At 63.8% G+C, this 16142-nt stretch carries 13 protein-coding genes; 1 reads left to right on the top strand and 12 read right to left on the bottom strand.

Annotation, left to right across the window (positions count from 1 at the left end):
* Window positions 1–507 precede the first annotated feature (507 nt).
* The 3 genes from tyrS to HP499_RS10580 all read right to left on the bottom strand — a co-directional run bounded on the left by tyrS (window position 508) and on the right by HP499_RS10580 (window position 4842).
* Window positions 508–1818 (bottom strand): tyrosine--tRNA ligase, encoded by a 1311-nt coding sequence (gene tyrS, locus HP499_RS10590; protein WP_172324035.1) that lies wholly within the window; start codon window positions 1816–1818, stop codon window positions 508–510.
* Window positions 1819–1855: 37 nt separating this feature from the next.
* Window positions 1856–4084 carry an ATP-binding domain-containing protein gene (locus HP499_RS10585; protein WP_172324034.1) on the bottom strand — a complete coding sequence of 743 codons (2229 nt, stop codon included), beginning with the start codon at window positions 4082–4084 and terminating at the stop codon, window positions 1856–1858.
* A 92-nt stretch (window positions 4085–4176) separates the two neighbouring features.
* Window positions 4177–4842, bottom strand: a complete 666-nt coding sequence (locus HP499_RS10580; RefSeq protein WP_172324033.1) for a DNA-3-methyladenine glycosylase — start codon at window positions 4840–4842, stop codon at window positions 4177–4179.
* A gap of 83 nt (window positions 4843–4925) precedes the next feature.
* On the opposite strand from HP499_RS10580, the gene HP499_RS10575 reads away from it, so the two are divergent.
* Window positions 4926–6413: an AlkA N-terminal domain-containing protein gene (locus HP499_RS10575; protein ID WP_172324032.1), complete on the top strand. Its 1488-nt coding sequence runs from the start codon at window positions 4926–4928 to the stop codon at window positions 6411–6413.
* A gap of 60 nt (window positions 6414–6473) precedes the next feature.
* On the opposite strand, the gene HP499_RS10570 is transcribed toward HP499_RS10575, so the two are convergent.
* The 9 genes from HP499_RS10570 to argC all read right to left on the bottom strand — a co-directional run bounded on the left by HP499_RS10570 (window position 6474) and on the right by argC (window position 16032).
* Window positions 6474–7211 carry a maleylpyruvate isomerase family mycothiol-dependent enzyme gene (locus tag HP499_RS10570; RefSeq protein WP_172324031.1) on the bottom strand — a complete coding sequence of 246 codons (738 nt, stop codon included), beginning with the start codon at window positions 7209–7211 and terminating at the stop codon, window positions 6474–6476.
* Window positions 7212–7289: 78 nt separating this feature from the next.
* The gene (gene argH / locus HP499_RS10565) at window positions 7290–8705 is read right to left on the bottom strand and encodes an argininosuccinate lyase (protein ID WP_172324030.1); all 1416 of its coding nucleotides are present in this window, start codon (window positions 8703–8705) and stop codon (window positions 7290–7292) included.
* Window positions 8705–9910 carry an argininosuccinate synthase gene (locus HP499_RS10560; protein ID WP_026541618.1) on the bottom strand — a complete coding sequence of 402 codons (1206 nt, stop codon included), beginning with the start codon at window positions 9908–9910 and terminating at the stop codon, window positions 8705–8707. The genes argH and HP499_RS10560 overlap by 1 nt, the downstream gene beginning before the upstream one ends.
* Before the next feature lie 71 nt (window positions 9911–9981).
* Window positions 9982–10518 carry an arginine repressor gene (locus HP499_RS10555; protein ID WP_011774347.1) on the bottom strand — a complete coding sequence of 179 codons (537 nt, stop codon included), beginning with the start codon at window positions 10516–10518 and terminating at the stop codon, window positions 9982–9984.
* Window positions 10518–11540: an ornithine carbamoyltransferase gene (argF, locus tag HP499_RS10550; RefSeq protein WP_172324029.1), complete on the bottom strand. Its 1023-nt coding sequence runs from the start codon at window positions 11538–11540 to the stop codon at window positions 10518–10520. Before argF ends, HP499_RS10555 begins: the two co-directional genes overlap by 1 nt.
* A complete protein-coding gene (locus HP499_RS10545; RefSeq protein WP_253951517.1) occupies window positions 11537–12760 on the bottom strand; it encodes an acetylornithine transaminase in 1224 nt (407 codons plus the stop codon). Before HP499_RS10545 ends, argF begins: the two co-directional genes overlap by 4 nt.
* Window positions 12761–12867: 107 nt before the next feature.
* On the bottom strand, window positions 12868–13827 hold the full coding sequence (argB, locus tag HP499_RS10540) for an acetylglutamate kinase (RefSeq protein ID WP_172324036.1): 960 nt from the start codon (window positions 13825–13827) through the stop codon (window positions 12868–12870).
* A gap of 10 nt (window positions 13828–13837) precedes the next feature.
* Entirely contained in the window at window positions 13838–15004 is a 1167-nt protein-coding gene (argJ, locus tag HP499_RS10535; protein WP_172324027.1) for a bifunctional glutamate N-acetyltransferase/amino-acid acetyltransferase ArgJ, read from the bottom strand.
* Entirely contained in the window at window positions 15001–16032 is a 1032-nt protein-coding gene (gene argC / locus HP499_RS10530) for an N-acetyl-gamma-glutamyl-phosphate reductase (RefSeq protein WP_172324026.1), read from the bottom strand. The genes argJ and argC overlap by 4 nt, the downstream gene beginning before the upstream one ends.
* Between the last annotated feature and the right edge of the window lie 110 nt (window positions 16033–16142).

Here is a 16142-nt window from a genome sequence, read left to right as displayed (position 1 = left end):
CCCAAAAACCCCGCCAACACAAGCTAAACAACCCCAAAACACCCCTAAAACCCCACCAAACAACAACCACAAGCCACAGTGAAGCCCGTCACAACCCCCAACCACCCGACCCGGCCACCGACACCACCCAACGGCAACCACCGCCGTCGAACCCCCAGGGCAGCAACGCACCCCCCAAAATGAAACAGCGATGCCACCAAACCCGAGGGACCTGAAAGAGCGTCCGCCTCAAGCCCGAGGGAAGTGATAGAGCGTCAGAACGGAGCGGCGAGCGTCAGAAGGGAGCGGCCGGCTTCCGGCAGCGCGAGCCAAAGCCACGAAAGAGCAGCGCCCCGAAAGGCTCCGCCGCCCCACTCGCCACTATCGCCGGACAAGCCAGCAAAAGCACCCACTCACATCCGCCGCCACCAGCAACCGCACCAACCGGACCCACCAGAAGCGTTCTTGAACGCAAAAGGCCGGCAACCATAACGGCTGCCGGCCCTTTCAGAGCTGGAAAAGTGAAAGCTACGCAGATACCTCAATGGTCGCAAGGTTCTTCTTGCCCCGGCGGAGGAGCAAGTAGCGTCCGTGAAGAAGTTCGTCCTGGCCGATGACAGCGTCGGGATCGGACACCTTGGTGTTGTTCACATAGGCGCCACCCTCGCCAACGGTGCGACGAGCAGCGGACTTGCTGTCCGAGAGGCCCGAGGCAACCAGGAGATCGATGATGCCCAAGCCGTCGGCACCAATGGTTGCGGAGGGAAGTTCCGCAGTTGCTGCTTCAAGGGTGCGCTCATCCAGGATCGTCAGGTCACCGTTACCGAAGAGCGCTGCCGAGGCCGCGATCACTTTCTCGGTTGCGTCAACGCCGTGTACCAGCGAGGTCACTTCGTAGGCGAGCTTCTTCTGGCCTTCACGGGCAAACGGACGCTCCGCCACAGCTTCCCCGAGTGCCTCGATCTCTGCACGTGAGAGGAAGGTGAAGACCTTGAGCCGGTCCACCACATCTGCGTCGGCGGTGTTCAGCCAGAACTGGTAGAACGTGTACGGGCTGCACATGTCCGGGTCCAGCCAGATGGCGTTGCCTTCGCTCTTGCCAAACTTGGTGCCATCGGAGTTGGTAATCAGCGGCGTACCAAGGGCGTGGACGCTCTTGCCCTCCACCTTGCGGATCAGCTCGGTTCCACTGGTCAGGTTGCCCCACTGGTCCGAACCACCGGTCTGCAATGCGCAGCCGTAGTCGCGGAAGAGTTGGAGGTAGTCCATGCCCTGCAGGATCTGGTAGCTGAACTCGGTGTAGCTGATGCCTTCGTCGGAATTGAGGCGTGACGCTACGGCATCCTTGCGGAGCATGGTGCCGACACGGAAGTGCTTACCGATTTCACGCAGGAAATCAATGGCGCTCAGGGGCGCGGTCCAGTCAAGGTTGTTGACCATGCGCGCTGCGTTGTCCCCATCGAAGCTGAGGAAGCGGCGCACCTGCCCTTGGAGGTAGCCCACCCATTCCGCAACGGTGTCCTTGGTGTTCAAGGTGCGTTCCGCCGTCGGACGCGGGTCACCGATCAGGCCGGTGGATCCACCCACCAGACCCAGCGGTTTGTGGCCTGCCAACTGCAGGCGCCGCATCACCAGCAATTGCACGAGGTTGCCCAGGTGCAGGGAGGGCGCGGTGGGATCGAAGCCACAGTAATAGGTGATCGGGTCCCCGGCGAGCAGCTTTTCCAGTTCCGTTTCGTCAGTGGAAACGTGGATCAGGCCGCGCCATTTGAGCTCCTGCCAAACGTTGGCAAAAGCGGGATCGTTGTGCTGGGACTCGAGGTTGTTTACGTGTGACACGAGATCTAAGTTAGCAGGATTGAAGGGGCCCGTTTTCCTAGCGCTCAATGCCGGCAGGTACGGGGGCAGCAGCAATGAGACGCAAACGCTGTGTTGCCCGAGTCATGGCGACATAGAGGTCGCCCACCTTGCCGTGTTCATGGTTCAGCATGGCGGCCGGTTCCAGCACCACCACGCCGTCGAATTCCAGGCCCTTGGCTTCCTTGGGGCTGATGACCACAATGTCCTGCTCGTAACTGCCTGCACCCGATCCGATGCGGCGTCCATAGACCTCCCGCAGGGCTGCGGTAGCCTGCGGCAGGAGTGGACCGTCGGCGATAACAGCCAGCAGGCCGCCGTCGATCGCTTCCACTTCTTCAGGCAGGACCTCCACCAGGTGCGACACGATGCTCTCAGCATCAACGCGGTCCACAATGGGCGACCATTTGCCTTCGCGCACAGCCTTGGGCGCCGAGACCACCAGGCCTGCACGGTTGGCCATGCGGACTGCGGCTTCGGCGATCTGCGAGGGCGTGCGGTAGTTGACGGTGAGCTCTTCAAGCGTCCAGCGGTCACCGAACGACGGCGCCAGTGCACTTTGCCACGAATTGGCGCCCGCCGCTGCGCTCGTCTGAGCAATGTCCCCCACGATCGTGAAGGACTTCAAGGGGCAACGACGCACCAAGAGCCGCCACTGCATCGGCGACAGTTCCTGGGCCTCGTCAACCACAATGTGGCCGAAAGCCCACGAGCGGTCGCTCGTTGCACGCTCAGCGGCCGTCAACCGGCTTTCGCGTTCCTGGTTTTGGTCAGCAAGTTCCTCGGCCGAGACCAAAACATCAACACCCATGGCTTCCATGTTGGCCAAGGTCTGCTTGGCATTGGCGATGTCGCGGGCGCGGTCCGCTTCCTGCTGGGCCAGTCCCCTGCCTGCTGCCGGATCCAGTTCACCCAGGAGTTCGGCTGCCTCATCCAGCAGCGGAACATCCGCCTCAGTCCACGGCGCATCTGCCGGACGCTGCAGCAGGGCGCGTTGGGCGGGCGTCAGATGCGGCGTGCACGCTTCAAGGATGGCCGGCTTGCTGAACAATTCGGAGATAAGTTTCTCCGGCGTCATCGGCATCCAGCACAGATTCAGCGCAATGCGGACATCCCTGGCCGAGCGGACGTCCTCGGCAAGATAGGCGCGATCAGCGTTGTTGCCGATGTTCGATTCCTCAACGAGATCGGTCAGTTGCTCGGTGAGCTCGCGCAGAAGGATCTTGATGAACGTCAGCCGGGCTTCGTTATGGGGCTTGCCGGTGGCACGGGCTTTCTCGCGGGCACGACGGACTTGGCGGACGGTCAGTGTCAGCTTGCGGGAATCCACCTCGAGAATGCGGTCCTCGGCGGGTGTCCGCTGGCGGTTGGCGACAGCGTTGGCCACCACTTTAGTCATGTCCAGTTTGCCCTTGAGGGCCGCAACGTCGGCATCTTCCTCCGGGATGGCGTTGATGCCGGGCATCAGTCGGCCAAGGCTGGCCATGACCACTCCGGTTTCACCGAGGGACGGCAGAACCCGTTCGATGTAATGCATGAAGGACGAGGACGGTCCAACCAGCAAGACGCCGGCGCTCTTGAGCCGTTCGCGGTGCGTGTACAGCAAATAGGCAGCACGGTGCAGGGCGACAGCGGTCTTACCGGTGCCTGGCCCGCCCTGCACCACCAGCGCGCCGGAGATGGACGAGCGGATGATCCGGTCCTGTTCAGACTGGATGGTCCCGACAATGTCAGACATGCGACCCGTGCGCTTGGAGTTCAGGGCGGCGAGCAGCGCGCCCTCACCCTGAAGGGAGTCGTTGTCGGCAAGCATGCCCGCATCCAGGACATCGTCTTCGATGGCTTTGACGTCACGCCCTTGGAGGATCAGGTGACGGCGCCGGCGTACACCCTGGCGGTCAAACGCCGTGGCCTGGTAGAAGTGCCCGGCCTCCGGAGCGCGCCAGTCAACCATCAGCCTTTGGAGGTCGGCCGTGGACAGGCCGATGCGCCCGATGTACTGGGCTTCGCCGGAGTCAAGGTCCAAACGGCCGAAGACCAAGCGGTCATCGACGGCGTCGAGCTGGGCCAAGCGGTCCTCGTACAGGGCCGCAAACGCGTCACGTTCGGAAACGTTCTGCATGGTTCCCACCGCGCCGGACTTGCGCACCTGCGCCAGCTGGGCGCGCTTTTCTGCGCGCAGCTCATCAAGCCGGGCATACAGCCCGGCCACATATTCCTGCTCGTGGACCAAATCAGCGTCGTGCATCGAACCGTAACCCCTATCGCAAAAGACAGACCGTCCATTCTACAGCGATTTTGGTAAACGTGCGGGGTACACGTCATCTGGTGGAACGCTTGCTACGGAACCACCCGGTTTCGGGGCCGCGCGGCTTTGTACCGGGAAACGGTGGGATCGTCCTCTATCCAAAAGCGCCACGGATACTCGGTGCTTCCACCCGGGCCCGCAACTCCTACCCGTGGCCCGCTGGCGACGACAGGTGCGGGCAGCGTGGGCAACCACAGGCTGAAGGGTGAGGCGAGCGCGTCACGGCCCGTGTCCGCCGTCGTGAGTCCCAAAGCGGAGGCGAGCCGCGCTGGTCCGCTGGCGAGGTCCTTGTGTGTTTTGGCGGCCGGCCGGCGAAGGGCGGCGAGCTCATCCCCCTCCACAATTTCTCCGGCTCGCAGGAGCAGTGCCGACGCTGAGCCGTCAGGGCCGCAGACGATGTTGGCGCAGTAGTGCATGCCGTACGTGAAGTAGACGTAAAGGAACCCGGGAGGGCCGAACATGGGCGCATTGCGGGCCGTAGGACCGCCAAAAGTATGGGAACCGGGGTCGGGGTGTTCCGAATCCCGCGGGCCCATGTACGCCTCCACCTCAGTGAGCCTGACCGAGACCGGGCCGGCTTCGGAGTGGTGGGTAAGCACCGCATCAAGTATCCGTGGTGCGATTTCGCGAGGATCGCCCTCGAGGAGCCTTCGCACTTCCAGAGGATCGGTGACTTCGTTGTTGGTGGACGGATTCATGACCAGACCCTAGCAAATGACCCCCGTACGGCCATGTCCGATTTCCGCTAGCAGCAGCTTCTCAGGGCTGGCAGGATGAAGTCATGGACTTCTGGCAGCGCTACCGGGCAATCGACGCCCGCGACACCCGGTTCGACGGCCAATTCTTTACGGCCGTCAGCTCCACCGGCATCTACTGCAGGCCGTCGTGCCCCGCACGGACGCCCAAGGCAGAGAACGTGACCTTTTACGAAACCTCTGCTGCTGCCCATGAAGCCGGATACCGCGCCTGCAAGCGGTGCCTGCCTGAAGCCGTTCCCGGCACGCCGGCCTGGAACATCCGCTCCGACATTGCGGGACGGGCCATGCGACTGATCAACGACGGCGTGATCACCCGTGAAGGGGTGGACGGTCTGGCACAACGCCTGGGCTACTCCGCCCGGCAACTCAACCGCATCCTCAGCAATGAACTCGGCGCCGGTCCTCTCTCGCTGGCACGCGCCAGCCGGGCACAGACGGCCAGAACCCTCTTGGTCTCCACCGGCATGCTCCTGGCAGACGTCGCGTTCGCCTCCGGATTCAACAGTGTGCGGCAATTCAACGACACTATCGGCGAAGTGTTCGCGATGACCCCGACGGCGTTGCGCGCCAGCGGGGCCAGGTCCGGCCAACGCCGGGGTGGTGTGGTGGCGGCTCCCGCCGGGCTGACGCTGAACCTGCCGTACCGCGAACCGTTCGATCCCGGCATTTTCGACTTCCTTGCAGTACGCGCGGTTCCAGGGATCGAACTGGCAGGGACAGGGCCGGACGGAAGCAGGACCTACGGAAGGACGCTGCGGCTCGCAGGGGGCAGTGCTTCGTTCTCCGTGAAGTACAGCCCTTCCGCTGCCGGCAAGCCGTTACAGTTGACAGCTTCAGCAGTGGACCTCCATGATCTCCCGGCACTGTTAAGCCGGGTCCGCCGACTGTTCGATCTGGACGCCGATCCGCAGTCTGTTGACGACACCTTGGCCTTGGACCCACGGCTGGTGGACAGCGTTCGGGCAATCCCCGGTATCCGCGTCCCAGGTGCAGTGGACCCCCAGGAACTTCTTATTAGGGCCATGATCGGGCAACAGATCACTGTGGCTGCGGCCAGAACTGCCCTCACACAGTTGTCCGCAGCGGGTTCCCCCGCCAGGGACGGTTCCCCTGGCTTGGAGCGCTTATTTCCGACGGCGGCAGAGCTCGCCAGCCATGGGCGGGCACTCCTCCGCGGACCACAACGGCGAATCGACTCCATAGTGGCCGCAGCCGAAGCAATGGCCACCGGCGCCCTCGACTTCGGCTACGGGGACGACGTCTCCGGCCTTGAACAAAAGCTGCTCCCCCTGCCGGGTGTGGGGCCATGGACAGTGGGCTACGTGGCGATGCGAGTCCTGGGCGCTCCGGATGTTTTCCTGGCCAACGACGCCGCGGTCCGGAACGGATTGAAGGCTATGCCAGCAGGTACTGGTCTCAGCGCAGACTTCAGGGAGGTCAGCCCCTGGCGTTCCTACGCCACCTTGCATTTGTGGCGCGCGGCGGCGACGTCGCGACCTGGAAGCAAATGAACACCCGGAACGTGAAAGAGCGTCCACCCCAAACACGCGGGACGTGAAAGAGCGTCCATGTTAGCGGGAGGCGGGTTGTGCGGCCGGCCAGGGCAGCAACTCCGGCAGGTCCACTCCGTCGGCGGCTGCAGTGGCGCGGAGGCTGCCCAGGCTGGCTTCCCTGCCCGCAAGCCACGCTGCGATGTCGGTCAGCATGCCGGTGATGGCGATGGAAGTGCCGCCCGTACCAATGCTGAGCTGGGGCAGGCCTGTGGGCTGCAGGACGAATTTATAGGTTTCCGGAACGCGTGCAGCCAGGAACCCGATGAGGTGTTCGCAGAAAGGCCGGCTCCACGTCTCCGGCCCGAATCCCAACCCCAGGTCGGAGGCATGGATAGTGAGCTCGCGCCACAGGGCCAGGCCACCGTCGAAGACTGTTCCGTCCCTGTAAGCGATGCGGGCGTGCCAATCGTCCGGTCCCAGGGCGTCGACCGCGGAAATCGCTGTGCCCACTGCAGTGGTGACGGACTCCGTGTGCTGGGCGAGGCTGTGCCCGGCGGCAAGTTCGATTGCCTTATTACGGCCGTCCATGCCGCCGTCGTACAGTTCAATGCTTTCGCCGCGTCGCGCATACTCGAGTTGCCGCGCCATGGCGTTGGAGATTCCGGCCACGTGGGCCAGGACGTGGCCCCGGGTCCAGCCTGGCAGTTCCGACGGTTCAGCGACGGACGATTCGTCCAGTTTGGTGAGGAGGCGGGTGACGGTGCCGGCGGCTTTGTGAAGCTCGGCGGGCAGCGCGTCGGGGGTGATCTGAGTCATAGCGCCATGCTAACCCACCGGGTTAAACACCTGTGGGATGGCATCTGACGTGCCATCCCACAGGTCATGAAGCAGCGACTAGCCGGCGTAGGAACGCGCTGCGTCCAGTTCCGCTTCGAGTGCCTTGAGTTGACGCTCGACGGCGGCCGGAGCCGTTCCGCCCTGCGAGTTCCGGCTGTTGAGCGAACCTTCAGTGCTGAGAACACTGCGGACCTCGGGAGTCAGGTGCTCCGAGATCGCCCCATATTCCTCGTCCGTCAGGTCCCACAGCTCCACACCGCGGCCTTCGGCCTGCTTGACGGCGGCACCGGAGAGCTCGTGGGCTTCGCGGAATGGAACGCCCTGCCGGACCAGCCATTCGGCAATGTCCGTGGCCAGCGCAAAGCCCTGGGGTGCCAGGGATTCCATGCGCTCGGTGTTGAACTTCAGGGTGGCGATCATGCCGGACACGGCCGGAAGCAAGAGTTCCAGGGTGTCGGCGGCGTCGAACACCGGCTCCTTGTCCTCCTGCAGATCACGGTTGTACGCGAGCGGCAGTCCCTTGAGTGTCGCCAGCAGCCCGGTCAGGTTGCCGATGAGGCGCCCCGCCTTGCCGCGGGCAAGCTCAGCAACGTCCGGGTTCTTCTTCTGCGGCATGATCGAGGACCCCGTGGAGTACGAGTCATGCAGCGTGACGAAGGAGAATTCCTTGGTTGCCCAGAAGATGACTTCCTCGGAGATCCGGGACAGGTCCACACCGATCATGGAACAAACCCAGGCGAACTCGGCGAAGACGTCGCGGGAGGCGGTGCCATCGATCGAGTTGTGCACAGCCGAGAAGAAACCGAGATCGGCGGCGACGGCCTCGGGATCCAGTCCCAGGGAGGAGCCAGCCAGGGCACCTGAACCATACGGCGAAACACCCGCCCGCTTGTCCCAGTCCTGGAGACGCTGCACGTCGCGCAGCAATGCCCACGCGTGAGCCAGGAGGTGGTGGCTCAGCAACACCGGCTGGGCGTGCTGCAAGTGTGTCCGGCCCGGCATGGCAACGCCCTGGTGGGCCTTTGCCTGCTCTACGAGGGCATCGATGGTGGCAAGGACGCCACCGGCAATGATCCGGGCGTGGTCACGCAGGAACATGCGGCCAAGGGTGGCCACTTGATCGTTGCGGGAACGGCCCGCGCGCAGCTTGCCGCCCAACTGGGTTCCGGCGCGCTCAATCAGGCCACGCTCCAGGGACCCGTGCACGTCCTCGTCGCTCTCGGCCGGAAGGTACGCACCACTGGCTACGTCCTCGTCCAACTGCGTGAGGGCTGCAAGCATGCCTTCCAGTTCGGCATCGTCCAGCAACCCCGCTTTGGCGAGCACGCGGGCGTGCGCCATGGAGCCGGCGATGTCATAGCGGGCAAGCCGCCAGTCAAAGTGCGTGGACTTGCTCAGTGCGGCCAGCGCATCCGCGGGGCCGCCGGCGAACCGGCCGCCCCACAGTGCACCTTCGTTTGTCGCCGACGTCATTACTGCCCTGCGACCCGCAGGTCGCGGCCCGAGGCAACCTTGGAGGACATACCCCACAGCTCGATGAAGCCGCGTGCCATGGACTGATCGAAGGTATCGCCGGTGTCGTAGGTGGCGAGGTCGAAGTCGTACAGCGAGGTCTCGGAGCGACGACCGTTGACGATCGCCTGGCCACCGTGGAGGACCATGCGGATGTCACCGGAAACGTACTGCTGCGTGTCCTCGATGAAAGCGTCCAAGGAGCGCTTCAGCGGGGAGAACCACTGGCCGTCGTAGACCAACTCGGACCAACGCTGGCCAACAGTTGCCTTGAAGCGGGCCTGCTCGCGTTCGATGGTGATGTCCTCGAGGTGCTTGTGCGCGGTGATCAGCGCCATGGCGCCGGGTGCTTCGTAAATTTCGCGGGACTTGATGCCCACGAGGCGGTCCTCGACCACGTCGATACGGCCAACGCCCTGCGCGCCTGCACGGCGGTTCAGTTCCTGGATGGCCTGCAGCGGGGTGACCTTGACGCCGTCGATTGCTACCGGCACGCCGGCCTGGAAGGAAATGGTGACCTCATCCGGTGCCGGCGGAAATTCCGGGGTGGCGGTGTAGTCGTAAATGTCCTTGGTGGGAGCGTTCCAGATGTCCTCGAGGTAACCGGTCTCGACGGCGCGTCCCCAGACGTTCTGGTCGATCGAGTACGGGTTCTTCTTGGTGGTTTCGATCGGCAATCCCTTTTCCTCGGCGAAGGCGATGGCCTTGTCGCGGGTCAGGGCGAGGTCGCGTACAGGTGCAATGCACTTCAGGTCCGGGCCGAGGGTCTGGATGCCGACTTCAAAGCGGACCTGGTCGTTGCCCTTGCCGGTGCAGCCGTGGGCAACCGTGGTGGCGCCGAATTCACGGGCAGCCTTCACCAGGTGCTTCACGATGACCGGACGCGAGATGGCCGACACCAGCGGGTAGTGACCCTGGTAGAGCGCGTTGGCCTTCAGGGTTGGCATGGCGTACTCATTGGCGAACTCGTCACGGGCGTCGGCCACGTAGGCCTCGACGGCGCCGCAACCGAGGGCGCGCTGGCGGATGGTCTCCAGGGACTCGCCGCCCTGTCCGACATCGACGGCCACAGCGATGACCTCGGCGCCGGTGGCTTCACCGATCCAGCCGATGGCTACGGACGTATCAAGGCCACCGGAGTAGGCCAGAACAATGCGCTCAGTCACGAGAGTGCTCCTTTGTTGTTGCTTGGTTCGTTTGAATCAAAGCTGTGTGTATCAATGTTGAAAAAGATCAATCAGTTGCCAGGCCCGGCTTCTTCGGCCATGCGGAGGAAACGCGCCGCCAGTTCAGCCCCGCCATCGGGGTCCCGGGCGACCAACAGCAAAGTGTCGTCGCCTGCGATCGTACCCAATACGGAGGGCATCACCGAGTGGTCCACGGCCAGTGCCAGGAAGTTGGCGGCTCCGGGTGGGGTGCGAAGCACCACAATGTTGCCCGAGGCCTCCGCTGTCACCAGGAGTTCTCCGCAAAGCCGCGTCAGCCGCGCATCCAGGATTTCCTGGGTGACGCCGCTCTTGGCGTTGCGGTCCCCGCCCTCCCCCGGAACGGCGTAAACCAGCGCGCCTTCCTTTCCACGGACCCGGACGGCACCCAGTTCCACAAGGTCCCTGGACAACGTGGCCTGGGTGACCTGGACGCCGTCGTCCGCCAGCAGGGCTGCAAGCTCTGCCTGGGAACGCACGGACTCACCCGTCAGGATCGCGGTGATACGCGCCTGTCGGGCAGTCTTGGTGGCCGGGCTGGCGCCCGGCACGGACGGATTGGTGGACACTAGAACGTGCTCTCCACAGTGTTTTCCAGGGCGGAAGTGCCTTCAACCGGTGAAAGGCCCTCGACGACGGCGAGCCCCGAGCGGTGCATCAGCCAGGCCATGAGTGCCTTCTGGGCATGGAGGCGGTTTTCCGCCTCATCCCACACGATCGACTGCGGGCCGTCGATGACGCCGGCTGAAATTTCGTAGCCTCGGTAAGCGGGGAGGCAGTGGAGAACGACGGCGTCCGGTGCGGCTTGCGCCATGGCGGCCTCGTCCACGGAGTACTCACGGAAGAGCTTCATACGGGCGTCTTTTTCCGCTTCCTGGCCCATGGAAACCCAGGTGTCCGTTGCCACGACGTCGGCGCCTTTGAGGGCTTCGGCGGCATCGCTGGTGATCAGCACAGAGCCGCCCGTCTCGGCAGCGCGCTGTTCCGCAGCAGCCACAATCTCTGCTGCCGGCAGGTAGCCTTCCGGTCCGGAGATACGGACGTGCATTCCGGCTGTGACACCGGCCAGCAGGTAGGAGTTGGCCATGTTGTTCGCCGCGTCACCCAGGTACGCCATGCTCAATCCGGCCAGTTCGCCCTTGTGTTCCTTAACTGCCAGGAGGTCGGCCAGGAGTTGGCAGGGGTGGTAGTCATCGCACAAGGCATTGATCACGGGGACCTTGGAGTTCTCCGCCATGGCCACGAGTCCGGAGTGCGCACCCGTCCGCCACACAATGGTGGAGACCATCCGCTCCAGGACCTTTGCCGTGTCCTCGACCGATTCCTTGTGGCCGATCTGCGCTTCACCCGGGTTGATGATCAGTGCGTTGCCGCCCATGTCCGCAATGCCCGTGGCGAAGGAAACACGCGTGCGGGTGGAGGTCTTATCGAAGATCACGGCAACGGTCTTGCGGCCGTTGCCCTCCGCGGCGAAGGGCTGGACGCTGTAAGGCGCTGCCTTCATCCGAATGGCGAGGTCCAGGACCTCTGCCTGCTCGGCCGGGCTCAGGTCCGTGTCCTTGAGGAAGTGACGGGTGGTTGACGTGCTCACTGTGCGTCCTTAGCAGTCTGGGCGGTGGCCGTGGCGATCAAAGCGGGCAGGGCAGAGAGGAACCTGTCCGCCTGCTCAATGGTCAGGATCAACGGAGGGGCAAGCCGGATGGTTCGCGGCCCCGGACTGTTGATGATGAAACCGGCGTCCAACGCCGCAGTCACCATGGCCGGAGCGATGGCGGCATTGACATCGAAGCCAATCAGCAGGCCTTCACCACGGACCTCGGTCACGGCCTCGATACCTGCCAGCCCCTGACGCAGGTACTCCCCGACCGTGAGTACGTTCTGCAGGACGCTCTGGCTTTCGATGGCGTGCAGGGTGGCAAGGGCCGCGGCGGTAGCCACCGGGTTCCCACCGAATGTGGTGCCGTGTTGCCCGGCGGTGAGCAGGGCCGACGTCGCGCTTCCGAAGGTGATCAGGGCACCGACGGGGAATCCGCCGCCAAGTCCCTTGGCCAGAGTTAAGGCGTCGGGAACAATCCCGGCGTCTTCGCTGGCAAGCCACTTACCGGTACGGCCTACGCCGGTCTGGACCTCGTCAAGGATCAACAACGCGCCCGCTGCGGTAGTTGCCTCACGGGCTGCCTGCAGATATTCGGCGCTGAGCGGCCGTACGCCCGCCTCACCCTGGATCGGTTCCAGGAACAGAGCTGCCGTGGAATCGTCGACGGCGGCACGCAGGGCATCAATGTCACCGAACGGAATGTGGACCACTCCGCCGGGCAGTGGCTCGAACGGCGCACGGTAGGCCTCTTTGGCCGTAAGAGCCAAAGCGCCCATGGTGCGTCCGTGAAAGGCACCTTCCAGCGCAATGATCTTGGTGCGCTTACCGCCGTCATTGTTTCGGCGGGCAAGCTTGAACGCAGCCTCGTTGGCTTCAGTACCGGAATTGGCAAAGAACACCTTGGAACCTGCGGGAGCCTTGCTCAGAGCCAAGAGCTTTTCGGCCAATGCGATCTGCGTGGGGCTCGTGAAGAAATTCGAGACATGGCCGAGTGTGGCCAGCTGGCTCGAAATCACCGACGTGACGAACGGGTGGGCGTGGCCCAACGCGTTCACGGCAATGCCGCCCAAGAGGTCAAGGTATTCCTTGCCGTCGGCGTCCCACACGAGGCAGCCCGCGCCGCGGACCAGAACCCGCTGCGGGGTACCAAAGACACCCATGAGTGAGGACGAGTAACGGGCAAGCCACTCCGCGCCATTACTCACTCCAGTCATGACGGAAGCTTTGGCCTCCGATCCGGCGATGGACCCCCGGGTGTGGTCGGGCACCGCGAAGCGGGCGGGGGGTCCATCGCCGGTCGGGTTGAGGCCAACAGTTTCGCTCATGCGTTCACTTCCTCGTCGGGTACAACTTGGGTGCCGATGCCCGCCGTCGTGAAGGTTTCCAGCAGCATGGAGTGCGGCAGACGGCCGTCCACGATGTGTGCGCGCTCCACGCCCTCATCGATGGCTTTAAGGCAAGCAGCCATCTTGGGGATCATGCCGGACTCCAGTTTGGGCAACATCTCGCGCAGTTCCGATGCTGTCAGCGACGAGATCAGCGACGATTTGTCCGGCCAGTTGGCGTACAGGCCTTCCACGTCGGTGAGGATAACCAGCTTGGTGGCACCCAATGCCGACGCGACGGCGGCGGCTGCGGTGTCGGCGTTGACGTTCAGGACTTGTCCCGTAGTGGGACCGGAGCCGGTGCCGTCGTCGAGAATTTCGGGGGCGACGGTGGAAATCACCGGGATGCGGCCGGCGTCGAGAATGTCCTTAATGCCTGCGGGATCGACGCCCACTACTTCGCCCACCAAGCCCAGGTCCACTTCTTCGCCATCCACCACAGTGCCCGTGCGGACGGCGCGCAGCAGCCCGCCATCTTCCCCGGACATGCCCACGGCATAGGGGCCGTGGGAGTTGATGAGTCCGACAAGTTCGCGCCCCACTTGGCCGGTGAGGACCATGCGGACTACGTCCATGGCTTCAGGGGTGGTGACGCGAAGGCCGCCCTTGAACTCGGATTCAATGCCGAGACGGCCGAGCATGGAGTTGATCTGGGGGCCGCCGCCATGGACCACTACGGGGTGGATGCCCACGTGATGGAGGAAAACGATGTCCTCCGCGAAGGCGCGGCGGAGGTCGTCGTTGACCATGGCGTTGCCGCCGTACTTGATGACCATGGTGGTCCCGGCAAAACGCTGGATCCAGGGCAGGGCTTCAATCAGGGTGCCGGCTTTGTCCTGGGCTGATTTGGCCGAGACGTGGCTCGTGGAGGTGGTTTCGCGGGTGTGTGCAGTCATCGTCATGGGCTCAGCTCGAGTAGGCGCTGTTCTCATGCACGTAATCGTGCGTGAGATCGTTGGTCCAGATGGTGGCCTCGGCATCGCCGGCTTGCAGGTCGATTTCGACCAAGACTTCCCGCGGCTCCAAATCCACCAGGTTGCGGTCATCGCCGATTGCACCGTTGCGGCAGATCTGCACGCCGTTCATGGCGACGTTGAGCTGGTCCGCTTCGAACGCAGCATCGGTGGTTCCCACTGCCGAGAGAACGCGGCCCCAGTTGGGGTCCTTGCCAAAGATGGCTGCCTTGAACAGATTGGAACGGGCAACGCTGCGGCTGACGATTTCAGCGTCGCGTTCGCTGGCGGCGTTGAAGGTCCGGATAGCGATGTCGTGGCTGGCGCCTTCGGCATCTCCGATCAGCTTGCGTGCCAGTTCGGCGCAGACGTTGGTGACCGCTTCGCTCAGCTGCTCGGCTGAGGGCAGAGCCTCGGAAGCACCCGATGCCAGCAGCACCACGGTGTCGTTGGTGGACATGCATCCGTCCGAGTCCGCCCGGTCAAAGGTGACACGCGTGGCGTCGCGGAGGACGACGTCGAGCTCATTCGCAGGAACCTCGGCATCGGTGGTGAGAACGACCAACATAGTGGCAAGGCCCGGTGCCAGCATGCCGGCTCCCTTGGCGATGCCGCCTACGGTGAACTGCTTGCCTTCGGCGTCGGTACCTGTGAAGACCGCTTCCTTGGAAACGCTGTCCGTGGTCATGATGGCAGTTGCCGCTGCTGAGCCGCCGTCCTCGGACAGTTCGCGGAAAGCAGCCTCAACGCCCGGGATGATCTTGTCCATGGGCAACTGCTCACCGATCAGGCCGGTAGAGCAAACCACGACGTCGGAAGCTGAGACTCCCAGCACGTCCGCCACTTTTTCTGCCGTGGCGTGGGTGTTCTGGAAGCCCTGGGGACCGGTGCAGGCGTTGGCACCACCGGAGTTCAAGACCACGGCGTCCACACGGCCATCGCTGACTACCTGGCGTGACCAGTGAACCGGCGCAGCAGCCACGCGGTTGGAGGTAAAGACGGCAGCCGCGGACTTTTGCGGCCCGTCATTAACTACCAGGGCCAGGTCCGGGTTGCCCGAGGCCTTAATGCCGGCTTTGATGCCTGCGGCGCGGAATCCCTTGGGTGCGGTAATGGTCACGGTGCTACTCCCTGCAGGTTCAGGCCGGCGGTTTCATCCAGGCCGAGGGCAATGTTCATGGACTGCACGGCCCCGCCGGCGGTCCCCTTGGTGAGGTTGTCAATGGCGCACGTAACGATCACGCGGCCGGTGTGGGCGTCGAAGGCCAACTGCATTACTGCGTGGTTGGAGCCCTGCACGGATTTGGTGGTGGGCCACTGGCCTTCCGGAAGGAGATGCACGAACGGCTCGTCGTCGTAGGCATCCGTCCAGGCCTGGCGGAGCTCAGCCTCGGTAACACCGTGACCAACCTTCGCCGTCGCGGTAGTCAAGATCCCCCGACTCATCGGGACCAGCGTCGGGGTGAAGGAAACCGTCACCGGTTCACCTGCCGCGCTGGACAGACCTTGTTCGATCTCAGGCGTGTGCCGGTGTCCGCCGCCCACTCCGTAAGGGCTCATGGAGCCCATGACCTCGGCGCCGATCAGGTTGACCTTGGCAGCCTTCCCGGCACCCGAGGTCCCCGAAGCGGAGACAATGACGACGTCGTCCGCCAGGAGGAGATTATTGGCGAACCCTGGCGTCAAGGCGAGCAGGGCCGACGTCGGGTAGCAGCCTGGAACGGCGATGCGCGTGGCACCCTTGAGTGCTTCCCGCTGGCCCGGAAGCTCGGGCAGGCCGTAGGGCCAAGTACCGGCATGGGCGGATCCGTAGAACTTTTCCCAGGCAGTGGCGTCCTGCAAGCGGTGGTCCGCACCGGCGTCGATGACTATGGTGCCTTCCGGCAACTGCGCCGCGATCTCAGCCGAGGCGCCGTGCGGAAGGGCGAGGAACACGACGTCGTGGCCTGAAAGGTTTTCCACCGTGGTGTCTTCGAGGATCCGGCTGGCCAAACCGTGGAGATGCGGCTGCAACTCCCCTAGTCTGGAACCGGCGTTGCTGTGCGCGGTGATGGCACCAATGGTGACGTTGGGGTGGCCCGCAAGCAGGCGCAGCACTTCTCCTCCGGCGTAGCCGCTGGCACCGGAGACGGCAACAGAAATAGTCATAACTCCACTGTACAGCAAGAATATTCATGCTGTCCGATATTTATGCATGCAATTGTGAGCAGTCTCATTATTTTGGAGATTAGCCGTATGCTTAGTGGAGGGTGATCCAG

Origin of the sequence: Paenarthrobacter sp. CM16, from assembly GCF_013179505.1 — a bacterium.
Taxonomy (GTDB): Bacteria; Actinomycetota; Actinomycetes; order Actinomycetales; family Micrococcaceae; genus Arthrobacter.
The sequence above is the reverse complement of the archived record's forward strand: the minus strand, read 5'-3'. Positions and strand labels throughout refer to the sequence as shown.